Raw genomic sequence first — 21,932 nt, forward strand, 5'->3', positions numbered from 1 at the left:
TATACTTTTAGTGGTATTTTCGATAAACGTGTTATACGTTTTTAAAAATGAAAGCGCATTTTGTGCATTAATTGTTCAGTTCTTCACATATTATTTTTTTAATAGATTATTTATATGATATTTTTTAAAAGTAAAAGGGGATTGCTACTATGAAAAAACTTGTTGTTCTAGGAGGCGGTTATGGGGGAATGCGTCTTCTCCAACGCCTATTACCAAATCAATTGCCTGACGATATAGAAATAACTTTAGTTGATCGAGCACCGTATCATAGTTTAAAAACGGAATTTTATGCGCTCGCTGCAGGAACGATATCAGATCACCATGTACGTGTTAACTTTCCTGAACATGCACGACTGTCTGTTAAATATGGAGAAGTTTCTAAAGTAGATATAGAGCATGAACAGGTTCTTTTTAATGACGGATCCGTTCTTCCTTATAATTATATCGTTATCGGTTTAGGTTGCGAAGATAAATATCATGGTGTACCAGGTGCGGATGAGTTTACTTACAGTATTCAATCCATTAATAAATCTCGTAAAACGTATCAGGCATTAAACGATTTAGGGCCAAATAAAGTCGTGGCAATTGTCGGAGCTGGATTAAGCGGGGTTGAATTAGCTAGTGAACTTCATGAAAGTCGTCCAGACTTACAAGTAAAATTATTTGATCGTGGGAACGTTGTATTATCTGCATTTCCAGCAAAACTAAGCAATTACGTACAAAATTGGTTTGAAACAAATGGGGTAGAAGTAATTAATTCTTCTAATATAACTCGTGTAGAACCGAATACACTATTTAATCACGATGAACCTATTCATTGTGACGTTATTGTGTGGACTGCTGGGATCCAACCGAATAAAGTAGTACGGGATTTAGACGTTGAAAAAGATAGCCAAGGACGAGTGGTGTTAACGAAGCAGCATAATGTACCTAATTACGAAAATGTTTACGTTGTTGGAGATTGTGCTAGTCTTCCGCACGCACCGAGCGCACAGTTAGCGGAAGGACAAGCGGAACAAATCGTTCAAGTGTTAGTTAAAAGATGGGCTGGTCAAGAGCCACCGAGTGAGTTCCCACCGATAAAATTAAAAGGGATCCTCGGTTCACTCGGGAAAAAGCATGGTTTTGGACTAGTTGCTGAACGTCCATTAACTGGTAGAATGGCTCGACTTTTAAAGTCTGGTGTTTTATGGATGTATAAATACCATAACGGGAACTAATTTAGTTTTCGCTTAGTCGCTAGAAGATATGAAAGAAAGAGAAGCTAATTAGCTTCTCTTTTTTTCATTTACGCTGGTGTATAACCGTACTTTTCCATTTCAGCATATACTGCCTTTAATTTCGGATTACCTTCGCCTACAATTTCTCCATTAATTACAACGACAGGATAAAACAAATCCTCTTCTACTACTTTTTCGGCAAATTGTTTCTTCTCTTCTTCTGTCGGAGGGTTATAAATATCTATATACGAAATCGTAAACGGTTGGTTCGGAAATTTTCTTTCCACTGCTGCTTGTAACCATTCATACGTTTCTTTTGAGGAAGGTAAATTAACACAACTTGGACATAACACTTCTGCACCATAAACTTCAATTTCTATTTGCTTCATCCCACTCACCCCAACAATATTTATATATTTCTATTGTACCTTTTTTGTAATTAAAAGCATATACTAATGTTTAGGCAGCGTTTCACCATACATTTAACTAGCCAAAAAACATATACAATGCCTAAAAAATTGCCCATTTCCAAAAACAGCTAGTGCTGTCCGATAGATTTTTTTCGTAATACCTTATATAATAAGAGTAAGAACGGGAAAGGAGCGATATATATGTCTACAGAAACGCAAGATATTATTCCTCAAGTACAAGAAGTGCTTGATAAATTACGTCCATTCCTTCTTCGTGACGGAGGAGATTGTGAATTAGTTGATGTGGAAGACGGCATCGTAAAACTACGTCTACTAGGTGCTTGCGGTAGCTGCCCAAGTTCAACAATCACATTAAAAGCTGGTATTGAACGTGCACTATTAGAAGAAGTACCTGGAGTAGTAGAAGTAGAGCAAGTATTCTAATTTACACCTACAATACGAAAAACCGAGGATTTCTCCTCGGTTTTTTATTATTAGTTCGGCAAAATACTTTTTACTTCTTTACCTGTTAATTTATCTTTTATATTTTTGCAACACAATTCCATCATTTCGGTTCTCGTTTCTACAGATGCACTTCCAATATGCGGGATAGCAACTACTTGCGGAAGTTCGAGTAGTGGGTGAGAATTGGAAATTGGCTCTTGATAAAAAACATCTAAACCTGCCCCAGCGATATCACCATTTTTTAAAGCTTCCACTAAATCTTCCTCTACTACTACTTGACCGCGGCCGACATTTATAAAAATTGCGGAATTTTTCATCACTTTAAATTGTTCTTTTCCAAATAAGTGTTTCGTTTCCTCTGTTAATGGTGTTAAACATACAATGTAATCAGACTTCTTCAGAAGCTCTTCTAACGATTGATAAACAGCTCCTAATTCGGTTTCCGCTTCTGTATTTCTTGAACGGTTATGATATAAAATTTCCATATCAAACCCACTAGCTCGTTTTGCTACGGCTTGTCCTATTTTCCCCATTCCAACAATACCAATAGTTTTATGATGAACATCTGTACCTGCTAGTAGGAAAGGGCTCCAGCTATTCCATTTCCCTTCTTTTATGTACTGAGCTCCTTCAACTATGCGTCTTGCTGTTGCAAGTAATAAGGAAAATGCTAAATCAGCCGTAGTGTCTGTTAAAACGTCAGGTGTATTTGTTACGACAACCCCATTATTTGCTGCTGTATAAATATCGATATTGTCATATCCTACAGCTAAGTTAGCGACTATTTTTAAATTTGGAGCATTACTTAACAATTGTTCATCTACTTTATCTGATAACATTGTTAATAACGCATCTGCTTTTGCCGCTTCCTCTAATAGTACTTCTCTCGGTACTTGTACTTCTTCACTATCCCACATCTTTACTTCTGCAACATCCTCTAATGCCTGTACGATTTGAGTTGGTAATTTTCTCGTTATAAATACGTATGGTTTCTTCATGAAGACGCCTACCCCTTTCATTATGTGAAAATAATTAATGTGAAACTAAATCGAAGTGTTAGCGTACGTTAGCTCCCACCCCAACATTATTTTCACTTGGATAGTTAGGATGGGAATTTACGGACAATTACACTAATATAATATTAAACACCTAATCTAATAGTATCACATACTGTATAGAAAGTAGACGCTTTCTGCTTGTTAAATCCAATCCAAAACTGGAATTTTTAAAGCTCTAGTTGGAACTTTTGATATATCAAAAAAGGAATGAAGAAATTGTTCATAATAATCCGAACGATTGAGCACTTCCTTTAAATGGTCTTCATGAGCTCGTTTATTTCCTGTATGGCCAACAGTGTAATAATTTTCGATGCATTCTAAGTAGTGGATTGGAAAAATTAGCCGTGCATACAATAAGCGCCATGAAAAACTAGATAGTCTTGCTACACTTTCATATTCCCGAATAAAATGTTGAACGGTATTTGGTATAGAGCGTGTACTCGTCATACATTCTGTTCGTATCCATTCCGCTAAATCACGGCTAGCATGATCCATCACCCAATCAATCGGCAATTTTGCATATTGTTGTTGTTGCCACGAATTTGTAGAAAATCGTTGATGACAAATTGCAGCAGCGTCAATCGGTTGTGGACGATCATCCATTTCAGCATCAACTAAATATTGGATGGCATTTTCCGCTAACCCTAAATAGTAAGGAAAAGATTCTACAAATAATTGATCAAACAAATCTGTTGGATTACTACGTACTTTTTGATAATAATAGCTTTCCATTTGGTCTATCCGCTTTTCCCATAAGCTCTTCCACTGACCAATTCGATTAATAGCCGTAACTTTCGCCGGATAGCTTCGACTACGTGTATGAAACGTCGCAAGGTCACTCCCTAACGGAAGGTTGCGTGTCGCCTCATTTTGATACGGTATTCGGAAGATCGCAATATTTTTCCCCTCTATTTCACAGCAAAATTCGTTCTGTTTATTTTTCACAAATGAGCTTACGTAAATGTCCTTCTGACGGTGTATCATAAATTCGCTTAATGCTTGTAATTCTTTCAGTTCATCTTGTTCCAAATGACTTACAGGAGTGACTACGTATAATACACGATTTGCCCAAAAGGCATCGTAATATCGAAAGGAAATTTTTCGCTCCATTCTAATTCCATATTGATCATATATAGCATGTTTCATCCTATTCCCTCCCCCTAACCTTATTTATATGTGTGAAAAATGTTAGAAATGAACTTCTTTAGGGAAAAGGTAAGAAGATAACTCTTCATAAATGAAAGAAGGAAAAAAGGAATACAAAGTTGAATAAACTAAAGGAATGGGGAAATTATGAATAGAGAACTATTTATAGAGTACCTAGCAACTGATATATAAAAAGAGAGATAGGTGATTCGTTTGAAACCGCTAGAAAAAATGGATGAGGTTGAGAAAAAGGCTAGACAACTATTAGAAGAACGTGGTGTTACGTTAAACGATATTGCAGAGCTAGTACATTATCTTCAATCTGCTTATCATGATGATTTACGCATGTCAGACTGTTTAGAAAATGTGGATCGTGTATTATCGAAAAGAGAAGTTCAAAACACGGTTATTACTGGGATTGAACTAGACATTTTAGCAGAGCAAGGAAAACTTCAAGAGCCTCTTCAATCTATTTTAAAATCTGATGAAGGACTTTACGGTGTTGATGAAGTGCTAGCTCTTTCTATCGTTAACGTTTATGGATCCATCGGATTTACGAACTATGGGTATATCGATAAGAAAAAACCTGGTATTTTAAAAAGTTTAAATGATAAAGATGGTGAAAAGTGTCATACGTTTTTAGACGACATTGTCGGTGCTATCGCTGCTGCAGCGTCTAGTCGCCTTGCCCATCGAGCAGCAAATACGGAGTGAATTTTTATTAATAGAAAAAAGTTGGCTTCCAAAAGTGCGCCAACTTTTTTCTTATTATATTTTTTCCACCCACTCTTCTAACGAGGTAATTGTATAAGTAGGTTGCTCCTTATATGTTTCTAAATGAGCTTTCGTCGTAACACCTGTATGTACTAATAAAGTATCGATTCCAGCATTCATTCCTGCTTTAATATCGGTATTGTAATTATCACCAATCATAAGTACATCTTCTCTGTTTATCCCTAATACTTTTAATGCTTGTTCCATAATGATCTTTTCAGGCTTTCCGACAAATGTTGGCTTTGTTTCTGTTGAAACCGTTAGAACGGATGTTAAAGAACCATTTCCAGGTAACAATCCCCTTTCGGTAGGTATAGCAATATCACTATTCGTTGAAATAAAGCGAGCTCCATTTCGAATGTTTAACGCCCCTAGCGCAAGCTTATCATACGTAATCGTTCGGTCAATACCACATACGACGGCATCTGCATCAGTTTCAACGATTTCAAATCCTTTCTCCATAAGTGCGGTTCGAATTCCTTCCTCCCCAATCACGTAAATTTTAGCGTTAGGGTTCCAATCATAAAGGTAATTTGCTGTTGCATTACTAGTAGTAAATACTTGTTCATTTGTTGTAGGAATATCAAAATTTCTCAGTTTTTCTGCGACTTGTTGAGGTGTCCTTGACGAATTATTCGTTACAAATAAGTACGGTATATTTTCTTCCTTTAAACGTATGACGAAATCCTTCGCTTCATCTATTCGCTCTTTTCCACGGTACATTGTTCCATCTAAATCAATTAAGTACCCAGCGTATTTTTTCATTTTTCCACTCTCCATTATTTTGAATCATTCCTTATTGTAGCCAAAACAAATAACTTCCAACATTATTTAATAACAGTAAAAATATAAGAACAAAAAAGAAAACGCCTTCATCTAGGAAGGCAAATTCGATCAATCATATTAATTTTTAAATGCAGTAACTGGCCCTAACTCTTTCACTAAATAAGTTCTCGTGGAGTGACAAAAGCTTAATATTGTATCTTTATATGTTGTTAAAGTCGATAGCACCGTTGTATCATTAATTTCTAAATAATCTTGTACTAACATTTTACGCAAACGAATGATTTCTTTTAAGTTATTAGCTTCTTGTGTGACTACTACTTTTTCATCCTCTAAAATATCAATAATATCTTCGTAGCTCCCAGGGTCACGCATAATAAAACCATCAATCATTGCATTACCTGTATCTAAAATTCCTTCTATACACGAAACGGCAATTCGTTCTAACGCTTTCTTTTCTATTTCCGTTTCCCATGAAGATTGATTTGAAAAGATCCCCATATTTTTTTCAATATATTGTAACGTTCTTTCAATTTTTTGGCGATCAACAAAGTACATAAACAGTACTCCTTTCTTTCCAAATAATATATGTAATAATAACTCCTTTTAGCTTATCACAAATTATAAAAGCTTTAAACAAGCTGTATTTTTTTTGGTTGAATCTATACTTTAAACTTTTTTGCAAATTACACACAAGCATTTATGCTATACTATGGGAGAATGAAGAGGAGGGAATTTATAATGAGTGAACGTTTCTTTTTATATGACGATACAGTAAAAACAGATACCCGTTTTGTTAGCTTTATGGGCGAGAACACAAGGTTTGATTTAGCAATAGTAAAATCTGACCGTTATTACGGAAAGTCGCTAGTTTTAAACATACAAGGAAATAAATTTGCCATTATTGGTCATGATGATTTAGACGAGCCTGGTTACATAGAACATGCTTTTAACTTAAGTGAAGAAGATGCCGAGGAATTAAAATCTTTTCTATATGAAGTTGTTTAAGCCTACTTTTGTAGGTTTTTTTTCATTCATTCGGAAATAATAAAGGAAAGTGCTTTGTAAAAGGAAGTGGAACGTAATGAGTGATAAAGAAAAATATACCGACTTTTCTAATGTGGAAACGATGAAAAATTATTTAGCACCGGAAACGTTACCTGAAGGTCCATACGGGTCTCCTCGGGGAAAAGATACTCCAGTAGAAAATAAAAGTACGCCTTGGAAAGAAGGACAACGTTATTATAGTGCGTTTAATTATGAAAATAAAACATTACACCAAGGCTTACCACGCCAAGACGTGTTAGCCCATCCGCCTCATGACGATCCGAATGAAAATGAACAGCCGCCTTACGAAAGTATTGATGACTGAAATATGAAAACCCTATTCCACTTTTTGCTTATGGAATAGGGTTTACTGTTACACCTGTTTCTTTGTCCTTTTTGCAACAAAATATGGACAACCGAAGTTGCAATACTCATATAGATAGTCAGAAAGCGTACTTATTTTCGTATCGTGTGTTGCTTTCGGGTTAGAGTCTTCGAAAAATCCCTTCAGTCTTAATTGGTTATATCCCCAATCACCTACGATATAATCGTACTTATTTAATAATTCAACGTATCTATTTTTAAAGGCCTCTTCATTAAAACCGTTGCGAAATTCTTCGATGACCTCATAACAATAATTACCAATACATATCATAAAGCCTTCCTCCATTTCTTTCCTTACCTACATTATAGACGATTCTCCATGAATTACTATGATAAAAACAAAAGTTTAATGGTGAAACTTATATATAAGGGGGTGTTTGCATTGCGAAAAATGTTAACAGTGCTAAGTTTATGTGGAATCACAGCTTTTTCAACTGCATGTCAAGCTGATCTATCACCGAATGAGCGAGCTGGGATGTTCCACGGTAATAACGGCGGAACAACGTTAAATGTGTATGATCGAAACGATTTAAACAACAATGCAACAAACGTGAACAATCAAAACAACGGTCGTCAGTTTGGGTATGTTCGTGAACAAAGAAATCCTAACGGTAATGTTAATGAGCAACTAGAAGGAATGCCGACAATGGATTACGAACAAACCGCTAACGCTATTAGTAAAATGCTAACTACTTTACCAAATATTTTAGACGTTGCTACTGTAGTAACGGATGAAGAAGTGTTAATTGCATACCAAACAGATAGTAATGACCGAAAGGACACTGCTGATATGGTTAGTAAATCAGCCCTTTCCGTCGTTCCAAGATATTATCACGTGTACGTTTCCGATAACCCACGAATGATACGCGAAATAGAACGATTTGGACTTTTAACAACCGATAGTCCAAACGTTGATGCGGTCCTTGAATATACGATTAAAGAGATGCTCGAATCTCCCCAAGGATATCAGTTGAACAAAGGTGAAAATGCAAATGGTGAATTCATCGGAGGAAACAACGATGAATTAGATGAAAACTACAACCAAGATAATAATAATCGATAGTAAAACTAGACGGTACTTAACTTTTCGTGTTAGTGCCGTCTTTTTTTCAAAAAAATTCTCTTCCTCATCTATCTTCATTACGTTAAAGTAAAGATAGGAGGGATAGAGATGAAAAAAGCTGTTTTCTTTGATTTAGACGATACTCTGCTATGGGATATTCGAAGTGTTCAAACCGCATTTTTAAAAACATGCGAATACGCAGCCGAACAAGTAATTGTGAATGTTGAAGAATTAGAAAAAGCTGTGCGTGATGAGGCAACGAAACTATACGACAGTTACGAAACAAGACCATTTACGTTACTAATTGGGATCAATCCATTTGAAGGGCTATGGGGGACTTTTGATGACGGTACTTTTTCCTTTCCAGCACTAAACAAAATAATCCGTGAGTACCAGCATCAAGCTTGGTATAACGGACTTCAAAAAGTTGGAGTGGATGATAGTAGGCTCGCTAAAAATTTAGCTAACCGATTTATAAAAGAACGAATAAAACATCCTTTTGTTTATGAAGACACATTTCCTGTATTAGATGCTTTAAAAAATACATATTCTCTAGTTCTAATTACAAACGGTGCTCCTAGTTTACAAAATATGAAGCTTTCATTAACTCCTCAACTCCGCCCTTACTTCGATCATATTATAATTTCAGGAGAATTTGGGGAAGGAAAACCGAATAGCCTCGTTTTTCAGACAGCATTACAACGTACTGGACTATCACCAACAGAAGTATGGATGGTTGGCGACAACTTAAAAACAGACATACTTGGTGCAAATGAAATCGGAATTGATACAATTTGGATTAACCATCATAATATGGAGGCACCTGAACATATCACTCCGACTTACACAGTAAAAGGACTAAATGGGATTTTACCAATAATAAATGAGTAAATGGATACTTTCATAGCAATTACCCTCTACCAGTTGTTGGCGGAGGCTTTTTTTATATGAGGAACAGATCGTTATTCAGTATAAAAATTGTTTTTTAGGGAAGCAGAAAGAATGTATTGACGATTTACGCAAAAATATGTACACTGTAAACAATCATTTGTCTTTATAGGAAATACAACTCAAACAAAAAGGGGATACTTACATGAAAGTAAGCAAATTTGGTGGCACTTCTGTTGCAAGTGCAGAACAAATTAATAAAATTGCATCCATCGTAAAAGCTGACCCTTCTAGAAAAATCATCGTAGTCTCAGCACCAGGAAAAAGGTCTAATGAAGATATTAAAATAACAGATTTACTTATTAACCTCGCTGAACAAGCTTTAGAACAAAAAGATACTATTGCGCTACAGAATCAAATCATCGCTCGCTATAAAATGATTGCAGAAGAACTATTTGTAGGAAGAGAAATAGTGGAATCCATTTCAAATGATTTAAGTCGTCGATTGGAAGATACTCATCTTACTAAAGACCAATTTATTGACCAATTAAAGGCCGCTGGAGAAGATAATAACGCCAAGCTAATCGCAGCATACTTTAACAACATCGGACTACCAGCACAATATATGAACCCTAAAGAGGCTGGACTTATCGTTACTGATTTCCCTCAACCTACGCAAGCAACAGAAGAAGCTTATAACAAATTAAGTGAGTTACAGCATTCAGAAAAAATTATCGTCTTCCCCGGTTTTTTCGGTTTTACAAAGAGTGGTTTGTTACGTACTTTTAATCGTGGTGGATCTGATATTACTGGCTCGATTTTAGCAGCTGCAGTGAATGCTTCCGTGTATGAAAACTTTACGGATGTTGACTGCGTTTTTTCTGCAAATCCTAAAGTAGTGAATAGCCCGATGGAAATAGAAGAAATTACATATCGGGAAATGCGCGAACTTTCTTATGCTGGCTTTTCTGTTTTTCATGATGAAGCCCTTATGCCGGTATATAAAGAACAAATTCCTGTTAATATAAAAAACACAAATAACCCACTAGCAGCTGGTACTTTTATTGTAGCGGAGAGGAAGAAAAATAAAGGACCCATCACAGGAATAACAGCTGATAGCGGATTCTCCACATTGTATGTTAGTAAGTATTTAATGAACCGTGAACTTGGTTTCGGAAGAAAACTTCTACAAATATTAGAAGAAGAATACATTTCTTACGAGCATACCCCTTCTGGCCTAGATGATATTTCCATCATTATTAGAAGTCATCAATTAAACAAAGAAAAAGAGGAAAGAATTGTACAAAGAATTGTAAACGAACTTGATGCGGAGGAAGCTTATTTTCGTCACGGATTTTCCATGATTGTTTTAGTAGGGGAAGGAATGAACAACTCAACTGGGCTTGCCGCAAGAGCAGCTACGGCTATATCTCGTACTGGAGCAAATATCGAAATGATTAACCAAGGGTCTTCCGAGGTGAGCATCGTTTTTGGTGTATTACAAGAAAAAGAACATGTGATTCTTCGCGAATTATATGATGAATTCTTCTCTAAAGTGAACGTTTATTCTTAAAAAAATAATAAAGGCTGCCTGTGAGGTCAAGATGACTTTACAGACAGCCTTTTTCGTTTAAGCGTTCGCTTGTCTAGCTTTTGCCGCTTCGTTTACTTGTTCATCTGCATGATAAGAAGAACGAACTAAAGGTCCTGCCTCTACGTGGCTAAATCCTTTTGACATTGCAATTTCACGTAGTTCGGCAAACTCGTCTGGATGGTAGTACTTTTGCACTTTTAAATGCTTTTTAGATGGCTGTAAATATTGGCCGATTGTCATAATATCTACATCGTTTGCACGAAGATCATCCATTGTTTCAATGATTTCCTCTTTTGTTTCACCTAAACCAATCATTAAACTTGACTTCGTCGGAATATCTGGCTGCATTTCTTTAGCTCTTTTTAAAAACTGCAAGGAGCGGTCATACGTTGCACGAGCTCGAACTCGCGGAGTTAATGAACGAACAGTTTCAATGTTATGGTTTAAAATGTCTGGTCGTGCGTCCATTAACATTTTTAAATTATCATATACACCACCCATATCTGATGGTAAAACTTCAATTGTTGTAAATGGATTTTCACGACGAACTGCGCGAACTGTTTCAGCAAATACAGCAGCTCCACCGTCCTTTAAGTCATCACGGGCAACTGCAGTAATTACAGCATGCTTTAAGTTCATAAGCCTTACCGACTCAGCTACTCTTTCTGGCTCTTGTAAGTCAAGCTCATTTGGTAAACCAGTCTTTACAGCACAAAAACGACAAGCTCGTGTGCAAACTGCTCCAAGAATCATAAACGTTGCAGTCCGACGAACTGCCCAGCATTCATGAATGTTCGGACATTTAGCTTCTTCACATACAGTATGAAGGTTACGCTCACGCATTAACTTTTTTAAGCCTGTATAATTTTCATTCGTATTTAATTTAATTTTTAACCATTCCGGCTTTCGTATGTATTCTTCTTTTTTAGCCATTTTCTCAACTCCAATATTTATTTCCATTATTAGACCGATTAATCTAGCTTAACTAATGTCACTTTATCAAACAAACTCATGAGAAACAAGTAAAATTAATCCTCCAAAACAACTTCCAACAATTAGTATTTATTAAATTAGAAAAGCACCACAAACTAAACATAGTAAAGAGGAAAAAATAAGTGTCTTCAGAAAGGAGAAGCAAAATTGAAACGACTTATTCCAATCTTGCTCTTATTATTAATGCTCCCCCTTTCTCCTTCCTTCGCTCAAGAAACGTTAAGTGAAGATGAAATGTATCAAAAACGATTTGAATTGTATGCAAAGATGGAAGCTGTTACACAGATTCCATGGTACTATTTTGCGGGAGTAGACCAATATGAACGAAACGTTAGAAGAGTTAGAAAAGACATACCGAAACAAACGTCCATTATCGGCATTTATATTAAACCTGAAATATGGGCAGGTCCTTTAAATCCAAATAGCGAGGATATTCACCCTGCTACGATTCAATTTTTTAATGGTATAGGTCAGGATGGGAACGGAGACGGAAAAGCAGATCTTAATGATGATGAAGACTTACTATATTCGTTTGCTAATTACCTTCAATCATACGGAACCGATGAGGAAAATTTAAAGATTGCTTTATGGGATTATTACAAACGTGATAAAACAGTAGCTCTCATTATGGGACATGCTAAGTTATTTAAAGTGTTCGATTCGATTAAACTTGATAAACATGTTTTCCCGCTTCCTCTGCACGCGAACTATAGTTATCGAAATACGTGGGGAGACGCTAGAGGCTGGGGCGGTAGAAGAATGCATGAAGGAACAGATATTTTTGCAAACTACGGTGTTCCTGTTCGTTCAACATGTTACGGAGTTATAGAAATGAAAGGTTGGAACAAATTTGGTGGATGGCGAATCGGAATCCGAGATGTGAACAATACTTATCATTATTTCGCTCACTTAAATGGCTTTGCAAAAGATTTAGAAATCGGACAAGTTGTAGAGCCTGGGCAAATGATTGGGTCTGTTGGTAGCTCTGGATACGGCCCTCCAGGAACTTCTGGCAAATTCCCTCCACACTTACATTATGGCATGTATAAAGACAACGGATATAACGAATGGTCATTTGACCCATTTCCACATCTAAAATCGTGGGAAAGAACAGAAAGAGCCGAAAAAAGAAAAAGGTGATTAGAAAAGCGGAGGCGGCTCGTTCAGGTCCAATCAAACTGGAGCTTTTCCGCAGGAGATAAAGGAATCACGGCGAGCGATAGCGAGTCGATGATGACTTATCGTACGGAGGAAAAGTGAAGTTTGAGCCGGACCTAGCCGCCGAAGCTAGACAATCAGAAAAGCGGAGGCGGCTTGCGTACCAAAACAAAATTCCGCTAAACAATAAAAAACGAGAGAAATAGCAATCACTACTTCTCTCGTTCATTATTTTATCCTTCGTTACTCTCTTTTGCTTTTTTGACGGCCCAAGTAATACTAAATGCTAGGCCTCCCCAAACAATTGCCATCCCTAATAACATCATCACAACTGAACTTGCACCCATTATTTAGAGACCTCCTTTGATGAAGATTGCGGAACTTCTACCGTGTCTTTTTTCCATTTGACAAGCGTTAGTAAGAATCCTAGTACAATGACACCAATAGCAACAGCCCATCCATATTGAACCGTAAACGCTCTTGAGATCCCATCACCAGCACCGTAAACTTCGCTAATATTTGTTCTAATATTATCAATCATCATGTATCCAAGAACAGCTGGTGTGATAAATGCTAAAGAAATCTTCCACCATCCACCAAGTAAACCAGTTAGTTTAATATCGGAAACAGAGTTTGCATGTGCTTGTAGTGATTTAAGCTCTTTCGCAAACCATACAACAACGATAACTTGCACAAGCCCCGCAAGAGCTACACCGAAGCTGTTAATGAAGTAGTCCATTACGTCTAAGAACCATAGACCACCTCTTGTTGCAAACATTAAGGAAACAATTGCTGCAAATCCTCCCCCGAAAATAACTGCTTTAGAACGGGAAATTTTAAACTTATCTTGTAAACCAGCTATATACGTTTCGATAATCGAGATTAAGGATGATAAGCCGGCTAACACTAATGATCCGAAGAATAAGAACCCAAATAGCCCATTTAATGCAGGTAACTCATTGATTACCGCTGGGAAAACAACGAATGCAAGCCCAACACCTGCACTAACTACATCTGAAACTGCCTCACCTTGTTGCATAGCCATAAATCCTAAAATACTGAAAACTCCAATACCGGCTAATAACTCAAAACTGGAGTTAGCAAAACCAGTAATAAAGGCATTGTTTGTAATATCAGATTTTTTAGGTAGATAACTGGAATAAGTGATCATAATAGCAAAGGCAATCGATAAACTAAAGAAAATTTGCCCATAGGCGGCTACCCAAACTTTACCGCTTGAAATAGCTGACCAATCAGGTTTAAAGAATGCATTTAAACCGTCCACAGCACCTTCTAGCGTAAGCGCACGGACGACGATAATTAAAAACAAAACTAATAAGGCTGGAATAAATATTTTATTCGCAAGCTCAATACCACGTTTAACTCCTCTATATAGAACCCCTAGTGCAATAACCCAAACTAAAATTAACGGAAGTAGTACGCCAGGAACAAACCCGTCAAACTTACCTGGATCCGTTATGTTTAAATAGTCTCCGAATAAGAAACCAGCAGTGTCGTTCCCCCAATTTAAATTAAACGAGAAAACAGAGTAGGACATTGCCCATGCGATAATAGCCCCGTAGTAAATCGAAATAATAAAGGAAATTCCGACTTGCCACCAACCAATCCATTCTGTTTTCTTATTCATTCTTGCAAAAGATAACGGAGCAGATCCTCTATATTTATGCCCCATCGTAAACTCTAAAATTAAAAGAGGAATACCAGCTGTTAATAGAGCAAATAAGTACGGTAAAAAGAATGCTCCTCCTCCATTTTCATATGCTACTGCAGGAAAACGCCAAATATTACCTAGACCAATCGCTGATCCAGCAGCAGCCAAAATAAACCCGGCTCTTGTCCCCCATTGCGGACGATTTTCCATGTAAATTACCTCCCCATTGTTATTACATGTATAATTTCTATTAATGCGCTTAGTCAGAATTAAGAATGTTTTCTGTTTTCTGACTATTTAATATAATTTATACATAGTATAACTAGACTTTATGACTATGTCAAAACAATATTTTTAATTTTGCAAAACTTTCTATGAATACGTTTACAATTTCACCCTAGCTTTTCTTCTATTTTTAAAATCGCACAAAAAACATTATATTAAAATAATGTTTTTATTTAAATAAGAATCATAATTTTTACATTCCAAACCTTGTCGAAATATACATTTTAAGTAAAACTATAGTAAAAAAAGCGTTAGAATTTTACATTCTAACGCTTCATTTTTATATTTATATATTAAGCCTTAACAGCTTTAAAACTAAATCCAATAATAATGAATGCAACTAGCACAACAGCTAATCCTAGTAGAGTGCTACCTGTTAGTCCTAATACAATGTACCCAACAGCTGCAACTGCTGCACTAATTAACGCATACGGTAATTGTGTAAGAACATGATCAATATGGTTACTATTCGCACCAGTAGATGAAAGAATAGTTGTATCGGATATTGGTGAACAGTGGTCTCCGAACACAGCTCCTGCTAGTACTGCTGCTAGTGCTGGTAATAGTAACTCTATATCCGTAACTACTGCAATTTGTGCTGCAATCGGTAATAGAAGTCCGAACGTTCCCCAAGAAGTCCCTGTTGCGAATGCTGTAAAACCTGCTACTAAGAAAATAATGATTGGTAACCAAGCAATATTCATATTAGATTCTTGAATTCTATCAGCCAAATACGTTCCTGTTTCTAGATCAGAAATTAATCCTGTAATAGACCAAGCTAACAATAGAATATACACTGCAGGTAACATTGCTTTTACTCCTGCTACTACTACTTTACCGAATAAGTTCCCTTGAACTTCACCTTTAGATGATTGTAGGGCAAATAACACAAACGTTACAATTAGAGCAAATATACCACCATAAAATAGTGCTGCTGATGGATCTGTGTTTTCAAATATTGCTAAAATAGAAGTGTCACCTTCTGAAGCTGTATATCCTGTCCAGAACATAGCTGCTACTACTCCAACCATTAAAGCAATAATTGGCCATAAAAGGCTACCTACTTTACCTTTTTCACTTACAGGTAAATCTTCTGTTAATTCACCTGGTATTGTTTTTGTTGAGTCAACTAGTTCTCCTGTTTCCATCGCACGAGTTTCGTGAGTTTTCATTGCACCGATATTAACGTTAAAGTACGCAACTAAAAATACCATTAGAAGAGCAGAAAAAACATATAAGTTCATCGGAATCATTTGCATAAATGCGCTCAACCCAGTGTACTCTGTTACGTTCAACGTTATGAAAATACCACCTAATGTTGCGATAATATAAGCACCCCAGCTAGAAATGGGAGCAATAACACAAATAGGAGCAGAAGTGGAATCAATTAAATAAGCTAATTTCGCACGAGATACTTTATAACGATCAGTAATTGGACGACTAATTTGACCAACTGCTAAACTATTAAAATAATCATCAATAAAAATAACAATTCCTAAAATAACCGTTAAAAACTTAGAGCCTCTACGTGATTTAATTCTTTTCGCAGCCCACTCACCAAATGCAACGCTACCGCCAGAAACAGATATAAACGCAGTTATAATTCCTAAAAAGATAATAAATACTAAAATATAAACATACCAAAGATCGGTGAAAACGGCTAAAAAGGAATGAAATATTCTTTCTACGGTCCCAATCGGATTAAATCCAGCCAATAGCAAAGCTGATGCTAGAATACCAACGCCAAGCGATATTAATACTCTTCTAGTTAATATAACCATTAGTATCGCAAGGACAGGTGGTATTAATGAGTAAATAGTACCTTCCATAATAAAAAACCTCCTAAAATTGTTGTAATTTGTCGAAACAAACGGCACAAATTTAGAAGGCTTTGAACATAAAAAAGTAACGATAGAAAATAACTATCATTACTTTGTAATGTATGTTATCCTCCATCCGATCAGTAGCCCTCCATTATGTTTTCCGTTCGCTCCGGACATAATGACAGTGTTATCCTTTTTCAAGATAACCCCAGCAAAATAGTTTGACAGACTATTTTACTTCGGCAAAGCATCCTTTCAACAACTATCAACGGGAGTCACCCTCCAGTAGTTTACTCTTATGCTATGCAACCTCTACCTCATCGTATGATAAGGGCGTATAAAATTTTCTATCTATTACTCTAACATATGTTACTATATTAAACAATAGAAACTTATTCCTTCTTGTCGTCTACTTCTTCCACCTCTTCTATCGGCACAGATACTGGTGGCATCATACCCCCGCCATGCTGATAAAAGTTTGGTACTTTCCCTTTTTCATAGTGCATAATAATTGGAACATCCTGTTGCACAGTCGTTATTCCAGTAGAAAACGGAATAATAACTTGTACGTGGACTTCAATATGGATAGAAACTTCTATCCAAGCATTATTTATTCCTACGTCAATGACTTCTGTATTAACATTCGCATTTACATCACCAATCGGTAAAAATCGCACTGGTATTTTCGGTCCTAAATTACCTAGTAGTGCATTATTCGTCGCTTGCCCTAATGGAACGTGGAAAACGATCCCTGGCGAATTGCCACTCGTTTCAATTTCAATATCATCTGGCAACTCTAGCATTTCTAATTCACCATTTCCGATGTCTCGTAAATATCTTTCAATTACATTAACTGTCTCTGACTGAATTCGTAATACTAATTCAGGACTAAAAGATATAGAATCTCCGTTATGCATAACAGAAAGATTTTCATCCTGATTAAAGGTGTTAACAATTTTTTTATTAATTGCGTTATTAATAACTAGCGTACTAATCCTTCGTGTTTGTGATTCAGCATAACGAATTAAGGCTGGCTCAATACCTTTATTTACGATATATAAACCAAAAACAGTAGAAAAAATAAAGAAAACGAAAGATAGTAAAAATACGTAGCGAAATGGTAATGGCCCTCTACGTGGTCGCATTCTACGAAACTTAGCCACACTCTTCCCCCCTTACAAGCTATATGTATGCAAGCTTGGGTTAAGATAGGCTACCTTTCTAAATTTTTTTAGCTTACTGCTTCTTGTTGATCTTCTAAATCGCAATTTATAATCGTGATGCTCAATATATTTTTTAAGTTCACATCAAAAGGAGTGTCTAATAGAACACCGTCTTTTTCTATTATTCGTACAATCGGACGTTCTGTCATATCTTTGTTTTGACCAACGACAATACCTTTACTACCGTCACTTAGTTCTAGCGTTAATCCATTCGGATAAATCGCTACAGACTTTCTAAACGCTTCTATTATTTCTTTATCAAAAAGACTATCGGATCCCGAATATAGTATTTCTAACCCTTCATGCGGCAACATTGCATTTCGATACACTCTATGAGATGTACATGCGTCAAACACATCTGCTACAGCTAATATTTTCCCGAACAAATGAATATCGTCCTTCTTTAATCCTCTTGGATAGCCACTGCCGTTTAACCTTTCATGATGTTGGAACGCACAATGAGCAACTAACATCGGAATTGTATGCATATTACGTAATAAGTCATACCCTTTCGTCGTATGGCTTTTCATCATTTTAAACTCTTCGCTCGTTAACTTTCCTGGTTTATGTAAAATTTCTTTCGGAATTAGCATTTTCCCAATATCGTGCATAATGCCTCCGAGTCCTAACGTTTCTAATTCTTTTGAAGTTAGACCTAACTTTAAGCCAATGGAAAGTGCATAAACCGTTACGTTTAAAGAATGAGTAAATACGTAATTATCATGTATATAAATATCCGTTAATAGCGATGCTACTTCTTCATTATTTTTCATATCGGTAATAATATTTTGAATAAGCTCTCTAAACTTTTTGGAAGATTGATCTAACATAAATTTTTTACTTAATGTTAAATCTTTCATCTCATTAAAGGTGGAAACAATCGTCTCCATTGCTTCTTTTCTTACAGGTTCTGAAATCATGCTAGGTGTGTGAATATCACTAGTCCTAGAATCTTCTATGTATACGTATGTTACGTGAAGATTTTCTAGCGTCGAGATCATTCTTTTTGTAATCGAGATACCACTACTTAATAGTATCCTCCCTTTGTCGTTATAAATCGACTTTGCCAGTTTCATTCCTGGCTTAATTGACTTCGTAGGTAATAATCTCATGATTTCTCCTATCTAATTCGACAAAAATTTTATTTCTACTACCATTATATATAATTCTAGAAAATTTACATGGTTATTTATGAAATTTTCACCAATTATTCTTAAAAAATTTCTTTTTATTCCTAGTACACTTTTTTTGGGGTTAGAACTAGGCAATTATCTTATAGTTTAAAAATTAATTGGGAGGACTTGTTCTGTGTAAAAGCAGACTATTTATAATGCAAAAAAGGAAGAGAAAAATCCCTTCCTTCGTTTGAGTAGTCGATATTTTTATACCATTTTCAGTAGTGCGTCTTTGCCTGCCATTCCTACAGTGATTCCTCTATTTTCTGCCTCTAATGTCACTGATTCTAACGGTGCTTCAAGCAGTTGCTCAATCGTTCTTACACCAACTGCCCTCGCTGCAATAATACCACGATCTTTTAGTTTTTCGTTTAATAGGGCTACATCTAATGCTCCACACATAATATATCCTTTATCCGAAGTAACAGCCATAAAGTTCGTTTTTGGTAATTTAACCGTTATCGCAGTGAAAGGTGTTCCGTTTATATAGATTGGACTCATTTCTACCATGGTATTTAATAACACTCCCTTCTCTCTACAATTTATGAAGAGAAGGGATAATCTGTGTTTACATATTACTGGATTGCAGTTTCCAAGTTATGACGTCGCGTAACAATTCTGGTAAATAATACGTTTTATTTGTTGCTTTCCGTAATATTGGAAACAAATAGCCGAACGTAAACATATCTAACGTTCCTATCCGATATTGTTTATGTGCTTCTAGTAAAGTACCGTTTATAAAAATTTGATCAATATGCCTCGTACCCGCTCGATCTGTTTTGAACGTATAATGTAAACCGCTATACACCATACAGCCCATTTTTTTACCTCTGAAGCCAAGCCCTTTTATTGGAAACTGCTCCATTTCTTCTGTTGCAGCATGTAATACGAGTTCTTTTAGCTCTTCTCCACGTACTGTAATGAGGCAAGGATTAATTGGATGAGGGCAAATTTTATGTATCGTTCCTTTTGTAACTTCTCCCGAAGGTAAGTCACCTAGTATAACGCCTGCATTTACCATTCCAACGTCAGCTTCACACCATTGTTTCAGAGCATCTGCAAGAAGATTCGTTAGCTCTGTCGGTTGTGTCCAACTGTTTATAATTGGCTCTGTAAGTGTAGAAACCACTTCTTCCAAATTTCTATTTGCTTGTTGCTCCATTTCATCTATCATATCTTCTAAGTACAAGGAAGGTGAAAACTCCTTTAACGAATGCAATTCGCACCACTTTTTAACCTCTTTGTCTTTAAACTGTAGATGAACTTCACCAATATAATTACCGTGCTTGCCCGCACCACAAATTAAAGTGTTCCCGATTACTTTTCCAGTTGGCAATACGTGATGAGTGTGCCCACCTAATATAACGTCTATATCAGGAAATCTCCTCGCCAACTCTTCATCGTCAGTAATTCCTAAATGGGACATGACGATTATTGCATCTACTTCCCCTCTTATTTGTTGTATCGAATTTTCTAAGCTAATGTATGGATCTTCCATCTTCCATCCAAGTTGCTCATAAAACATTTCATAAAACACCGTTATCCCGATAAATCCAATTTTTACTCCATCAACCACGTGTATACAATGAGGCATTACCCATGACGGTCTTTGTCCATCTTTCTCATATAAATTCCCAATCAGAACAGGAAAAGTAGCTTCAGAATATAAATTAGAAAGTGCATCATAATTCATTGTGATTCCTTCATTGTTTCCTATTGTAGCGTAATCATACTGCAATACATTCAACATCGTTGTGTTAGCCTTTCCCAACGTTGCCTCGGTAATTGGATGAAATCGATCCATATTATCTCCAATATCAACCGTAATGGACGGACTACCTTCTCTATAATCCTTTAAGAAGGTTGCAATTTTTGGATATGCTTCAAAATGGCTATGTATATCATTTGTATGAAAAATTCGAATCGTTTTCATCTAATCACCCCCTCGTTAAAATAAACCCTCTATTAATAAACGAACTCCAACTATTAATAACATAATTCTTAGTCCTACTATGACCATTTTACTCGTTAAACGTTGGTTTAACCACGCTCCTATTTTTGCACCAATCCATGCACCAGGAATTAATAAGGCTGCAAATAACCAGTGAACATTGCCTAATGAAATATGAGTAAAAGACCCCATAATCGATGATAAAGTTATAATGAACATAGAAGTAGCAACCGCTACATGTGGTGGAAACATAAAGAGCATAATCATCGCAGGTACCATTAAAGCTCCACCACCTACGCCAAACAAGCCTGAAGTAAATCCAACAAAGAACGAAATAAGAAGTCCTACTACTGGTGAAAAACTATAATGATGCATTGACCCATTTTGATCCTCATAAGATCTTTTCCAACTTTTTTCTTTTAAAGTAGCTGGTCGTTTCATTTTGTCTTTCCAAAATAAAATAAATGAAATAAAAAGAATAAACAAGCCGTAATAGAAAAGAAAACTATCTGCTTGTAAATAGTTATTCACCCATGCACCAATGACGGTACCTGGCCCACTCCCAAGAAATAATAAGAGTCCGCTTTTATAGTCTACTGTTTTATATTTCAAATACGATATAGTAGATGAAAGCCCGGTAAAAAAGATGACTACTAAAGAAGTTCCGACTGCTAGCTGTGGTGTTATGCTATGAAATGTAGTAGAAATACTTCCTAAAAATAATAAGCTTGGTACGATAATAATTCCTCCACCAAGTCCAACTAAACTGCCAACTACTCCGGCTATAAAACCTACAATCAATAATAGGAATATCATGTCT

General features: G+C 36.2%; 24 protein-coding genes and 1 riboswitch. Of the genes, 9 read left to right on the plus strand and 15 right to left on the minus strand.

Annotated elements, in window-relative coordinates; translation table 11 throughout:
- Positions 1–149 precede the first annotated feature (149 nt).
- Positions 150–1,220, plus strand: a complete 1,071-nt coding sequence (locus O1A01_RS21025) for an NAD(P)/FAD-dependent oxidoreductase (RefSeq protein WP_066421249.1) — start codon at positions 150–152, stop codon at positions 1,218–1,220.
- 68 nt (positions 1,221–1,288) lie between these two features.
- On the opposite strand, the gene O1A01_RS21030 is transcribed toward O1A01_RS21025, so the two are convergent.
- Positions 1,289–1,609, minus strand: a complete 321-nt coding sequence (locus O1A01_RS21030) for a YuzD family protein (protein WP_270064895.1) — start codon at positions 1,607–1,609, stop codon at positions 1,289–1,291.
- Between the two features lie 162 nt (positions 1,610–1,771).
- Here O1A01_RS21030 and O1A01_RS21035 point away from each other — a divergent pair, with 162 nt between their 5' ends.
- A complete protein-coding gene (locus O1A01_RS21035; protein ID WP_412766307.1) occupies positions 1,772–2,074 on the plus strand; it encodes a NifU family protein in 303 nt (100 codons plus the stop codon).
- Positions 2,075–2,124: 50 nt separating this feature from the next.
- On the opposite strand, the gene O1A01_RS21040 is transcribed toward O1A01_RS21035, so the two are convergent.
- On the minus strand, positions 2,125–3,093 hold the full coding sequence (locus O1A01_RS21040) for a 2-hydroxyacid dehydrogenase (RefSeq protein WP_270064896.1): 969 nt from the start codon (positions 3,091–3,093) through the stop codon (positions 2,125–2,127).
- Between the two features lie 201 nt (positions 3,094–3,294).
- Entirely contained in the window at positions 3,295–4,299 is a 1,005-nt protein-coding gene (gene yutH / locus O1A01_RS21045; protein ID WP_270064897.1) for a spore coat putative kinase YutH, read from the minus strand.
- 231 nt (positions 4,300–4,530) lie between these two features.
- Here yutH and O1A01_RS21050 point away from each other — a divergent pair, with 231 nt between their 5' ends.
- Complete coding sequence (locus tag O1A01_RS21050) at positions 4,531–5,013, plus strand: phosphatidylglycerophosphatase A family protein (RefSeq protein ID WP_066420955.1); 483 nt, start codon at positions 4,531–4,533, stop codon at positions 5,011–5,013.
- 54 nt (positions 5,014–5,067) lie between these two features.
- On the opposite strand, the gene O1A01_RS21055 is transcribed toward O1A01_RS21050, so the two are convergent.
- On the minus strand, positions 5,068–5,838 hold the full coding sequence (locus O1A01_RS21055) for a TIGR01457 family HAD-type hydrolase (protein ID WP_270064898.1): 771 nt from the start codon (positions 5,836–5,838) through the stop codon (positions 5,068–5,070).
- Between the two features lie 138 nt (positions 5,839–5,976).
- On the minus strand, positions 5,977–6,414 hold the full coding sequence (locus tag O1A01_RS21060) for a DUF86 domain-containing protein (protein ID WP_270064899.1): 438 nt from the start codon (positions 6,412–6,414) through the stop codon (positions 5,977–5,979).
- Between the two features lie 183 nt (positions 6,415–6,597).
- On the opposite strand from O1A01_RS21060, the gene O1A01_RS21065 reads away from it, so the two are divergent.
- Together O1A01_RS21065 and O1A01_RS21070 are read left to right on the plus strand one after the other, a co-directional pair.
- Positions 6,598–6,864, plus strand: a complete 267-nt coding sequence (locus O1A01_RS21065) for a DUF3055 domain-containing protein (RefSeq protein WP_066420941.1) — start codon at positions 6,598–6,600, stop codon at positions 6,862–6,864.
- A 76-nt stretch (positions 6,865–6,940) separates the two neighbouring features.
- Positions 6,941–7,228 (plus strand): cytosolic protein, encoded by a 288-nt coding sequence (locus O1A01_RS21070; protein WP_066420940.1) that lies wholly within the window; start codon positions 6,941–6,943, stop codon positions 7,226–7,228.
- 48 nt (positions 7,229–7,276) lie between these two features.
- Here O1A01_RS21070 and O1A01_RS21075 read toward each other — a convergent pair whose 3' ends face one another.
- Positions 7,277–7,558 carry a YutD family protein gene (locus O1A01_RS21075; protein ID WP_066420938.1) on the minus strand — a complete coding sequence of 94 codons (282 nt, stop codon included), beginning with the start codon at positions 7,556–7,558 and terminating at the stop codon, positions 7,277–7,279.
- A gap of 120 nt (positions 7,559–7,678) precedes the next feature.
- Here O1A01_RS21075 and O1A01_RS21080 point away from each other — a divergent pair, with 120 nt between their 5' ends.
- The 3 genes from O1A01_RS21080 (at position 7,679) to O1A01_RS21090 (ending at position 10,811) form a co-directional block, all read left to right on the plus strand.
- Positions 7,679–8,350, plus strand: a complete 672-nt coding sequence (locus O1A01_RS21080) for a YhcN/YlaJ family sporulation lipoprotein (RefSeq protein WP_235858307.1) — start codon at positions 7,679–7,681, stop codon at positions 8,348–8,350.
- 108 nt (positions 8,351–8,458) lie between these two features.
- Positions 8,459–9,241 carry an HAD family hydrolase gene (locus tag O1A01_RS21085; RefSeq protein WP_270064900.1) on the plus strand — a complete coding sequence of 261 codons (783 nt, stop codon included), beginning with the start codon at positions 8,459–8,461 and terminating at the stop codon, positions 9,239–9,241.
- Between the two features lie 202 nt (positions 9,242–9,443).
- The gene (locus O1A01_RS21090) at positions 9,444–10,811 is read left to right on the plus strand and encodes an aspartate kinase (protein WP_270064901.1); all 1,368 of its coding nucleotides are present in this window, start codon (positions 9,444–9,446) and stop codon (positions 10,809–10,811) included.
- 57 nt (positions 10,812–10,868) lie between these two features.
- Here O1A01_RS21090 and lipA read toward each other — a convergent pair whose 3' ends face one another.
- Complete coding sequence (gene lipA, locus O1A01_RS21095; protein WP_066420931.1) at positions 10,869–11,765, minus strand: lipoyl synthase; 897 nt, start codon at positions 11,763–11,765, stop codon at positions 10,869–10,871.
- 243 nt (positions 11,766–12,008) lie between these two features.
- On the opposite strand from lipA, the gene O1A01_RS21100 reads away from it, so the two are divergent.
- The gene (locus O1A01_RS21100) at positions 12,009–12,965 is read left to right on the plus strand and encodes a M23 family metallopeptidase (protein ID WP_066420954.1); all 957 of its coding nucleotides are present in this window, start codon (positions 12,009–12,011) and stop codon (positions 12,963–12,965) included.
- Positions 12,966–13,216: 251 nt separating this feature from the next.
- Here O1A01_RS21100 and O1A01_RS21105 read toward each other — a convergent pair whose 3' ends face one another.
- The 8 genes from O1A01_RS21105 to O1A01_RS21140 all read right to left on the minus strand — a co-directional run bounded on the left by O1A01_RS21105 (position 13,217) and on the right by O1A01_RS21140 (position 21,928).
- Positions 13,217–13,330: a methionine/alanine import family NSS transporter small subunit gene (locus O1A01_RS21105; protein ID WP_270064902.1), complete on the minus strand. Its 114-nt coding sequence runs from the start codon at positions 13,328–13,330 to the stop codon at positions 13,217–13,219.
- Positions 13,330–14,865, minus strand: a complete 1,536-nt coding sequence (locus O1A01_RS21110; RefSeq protein ID WP_066419595.1) for a sodium-dependent transporter — start codon at positions 14,863–14,865, stop codon at positions 13,330–13,332. Before O1A01_RS21110 ends, O1A01_RS21105 begins: the two co-directional genes overlap by 1 nt.
- 368 nt (positions 14,866–15,233) lie before the next feature.
- Entirely contained in the window at positions 15,234–16,769 is a 1,536-nt protein-coding gene (locus tag O1A01_RS21115) for a Na+/H+ antiporter NhaC family protein (RefSeq protein WP_270064903.1), read from the minus strand.
- Positions 16,770–16,896: 127 nt separating this feature from the next.
- Positions 16,897–17,086: riboswitch (Lysine riboswitch) on the minus strand.
- A gap of 69 nt (positions 17,087–17,155) precedes the next feature.
- On the minus strand, positions 17,156–17,926 hold the full coding sequence (gene yunB / locus O1A01_RS21120; protein ID WP_270064904.1) for a sporulation protein YunB: 771 nt from the start codon (positions 17,924–17,926) through the stop codon (positions 17,156–17,158).
- A 68-nt stretch (positions 17,927–17,994) separates the two neighbouring features.
- A complete protein-coding gene (locus O1A01_RS21125) occupies positions 17,995–19,098 on the minus strand; it encodes an HD-GYP domain-containing protein (protein ID WP_270064905.1) in 1,104 nt (367 codons plus the stop codon).
- A gap of 270 nt (positions 19,099–19,368) precedes the next feature.
- Complete coding sequence (locus O1A01_RS21130; protein ID WP_066419589.1) at positions 19,369–19,671, minus strand: YunC family protein; 303 nt, start codon at positions 19,669–19,671, stop codon at positions 19,369–19,371.
- Positions 19,672–19,729: 58 nt separating this feature from the next.
- Positions 19,730–21,094: a bifunctional metallophosphatase/5'-nucleotidase gene (locus O1A01_RS21135; RefSeq protein ID WP_270064906.1), complete on the minus strand. Its 1,365-nt coding sequence runs from the start codon at positions 21,092–21,094 to the stop codon at positions 19,730–19,732.
- 15 nt (positions 21,095–21,109) lie between these two features.
- Positions 21,110–21,928, minus strand: coding sequence for a sulfite exporter TauE/SafE family protein (locus O1A01_RS21140; RefSeq protein WP_270064907.1), 819 nt, complete (start codon positions 21,926–21,928; stop codon positions 21,110–21,112).
- Between the last annotated feature and the right edge of the window lie 4 nt (positions 21,929–21,932).

Origin of the sequence: Sutcliffiella sp. NC1, assembly GCF_027594365.1 — a bacterium.
GTDB classification, from domain to species: domain Bacteria; phylum Bacillota; class Bacilli; order Bacillales; family Bacillaceae_I; genus Sutcliffiella; species Sutcliffiella cohnii.

Bases quoted from the DNA above. Each gene is read 5' to 3' on its own strand.
- O1A01_RS21070 (WP_066420940.1), top strand. From the start codon at position 6,941: ATGAGTGATAAAGAAAAATATACCGACTTTTCTAATGTGGAAACGATG.
- O1A01_RS21040 (WP_270064896.1), bottom strand. From the start codon at position 3,093: ATGAAGAAACCATACGTATTTATAACGAGAAAATTACCAACTCAAATC.
- O1A01_RS21085 (WP_270064900.1), top strand. From the start codon at position 8,459: ATGAAAAAAGCTGTTTTCTTTGATTTAGACGATACTCTGCTATGGGAT.
- O1A01_RS21065 (WP_066420941.1), top strand. From the start codon at position 6,598: ATGAGTGAACGTTTCTTTTTATATGACGATACAGTAAAAACAGATACC.
- O1A01_RS21060 (WP_270064899.1), bottom strand. From the start codon at position 6,414: ATGTACTTTGTTGATCGCCAAAAAATTGAAAGAACGTTACAATATATT.
- lipA (WP_066420931.1), bottom strand. From the start codon at position 11,765: ATGGCTAAAAAAGAAGAATACATACGAAAGCCGGAATGGTTAAAAATT.
- O1A01_RS21080 (WP_235858307.1), top strand. From the start codon at position 7,679: ATGTTAACAGTGCTAAGTTTATGTGGAATCACAGCTTTTTCAACTGCA.
- O1A01_RS21075 (WP_066420938.1), bottom strand. From the start codon at position 7,558: ATGATATGTATTGGTAATTATTGTTATGAGGTCATCGAAGAATTTCGC.
- O1A01_RS21110 (WP_066419595.1), bottom strand. From the start codon at position 14,865: ATGGAAAATCGTCCGCAATGGGGGACAAGAGCCGGGTTTATTTTGGCT.
- O1A01_RS21090 (WP_270064901.1), top strand. From the start codon at position 9,444: ATGAAAGTAAGCAAATTTGGTGGCACTTCTGTTGCAAGTGCAGAACAA.
- O1A01_RS21100 (WP_066420954.1), top strand. From the start codon at position 12,009: ATGCTCCCCCTTTCTCCTTCCTTCGCTCAAGAAACGTTAAGTGAAGAT.
- O1A01_RS21025 (WP_066421249.1), top strand. From the start codon at position 150: ATGAAAAAACTTGTTGTTCTAGGAGGCGGTTATGGGGGAATGCGTCTT.
- O1A01_RS21105 (WP_270064902.1), bottom strand. From the start codon at position 13,330: ATGGGTGCAAGTTCAGTTGTGATGATGTTATTAGGGATGGCAATTGTT.
- O1A01_RS21055 (WP_270064898.1), bottom strand. From the start codon at position 5,838: ATGAAAAAATACGCTGGGTACTTAATTGATTTAGATGGAACAATGTAC.
- O1A01_RS21140 (WP_270064907.1), bottom strand. From the start codon at position 21,928: ATGATATTCCTATTATTGATTGTAGGTTTTATAGCCGGAGTAGTTGGC.
- O1A01_RS21115 (WP_270064903.1), bottom strand. From the start codon at position 16,769: ATGGAAGGTACTATTTACTCATTAATACCACCTGTCCTTGCGATACTA.
- O1A01_RS21030 (WP_270064895.1), bottom strand. From the start codon at position 1,609: ATGAAGCAAATAGAAATTGAAGTTTATGGTGCAGAAGTGTTATGTCCA.
- yutH (WP_270064897.1), bottom strand. From the start codon at position 4,299: ATGAAACATGCTATATATGATCAATATGGAATTAGAATGGAGCGAAAA.
- O1A01_RS21135 (WP_270064906.1), bottom strand. From the start codon at position 21,094: ATGAAAACGATTCGAATTTTTCATACAAATGATATACATAGCCATTTT.
- O1A01_RS21125 (WP_270064905.1), bottom strand. From the start codon at position 19,098: ATGAGATTATTACCTACGAAGTCAATTAAGCCAGGAATGAAACTGGCA.
- O1A01_RS21130 (WP_066419589.1), bottom strand. From the start codon at position 19,671: ATGGTAGAAATGAGTCCAATCTATATAAACGGAACACCTTTCACTGCG.
- O1A01_RS21050 (WP_066420955.1), top strand. From the start codon at position 4,531: ATGGATGAGGTTGAGAAAAAGGCTAGACAACTATTAGAAGAACGTGGT.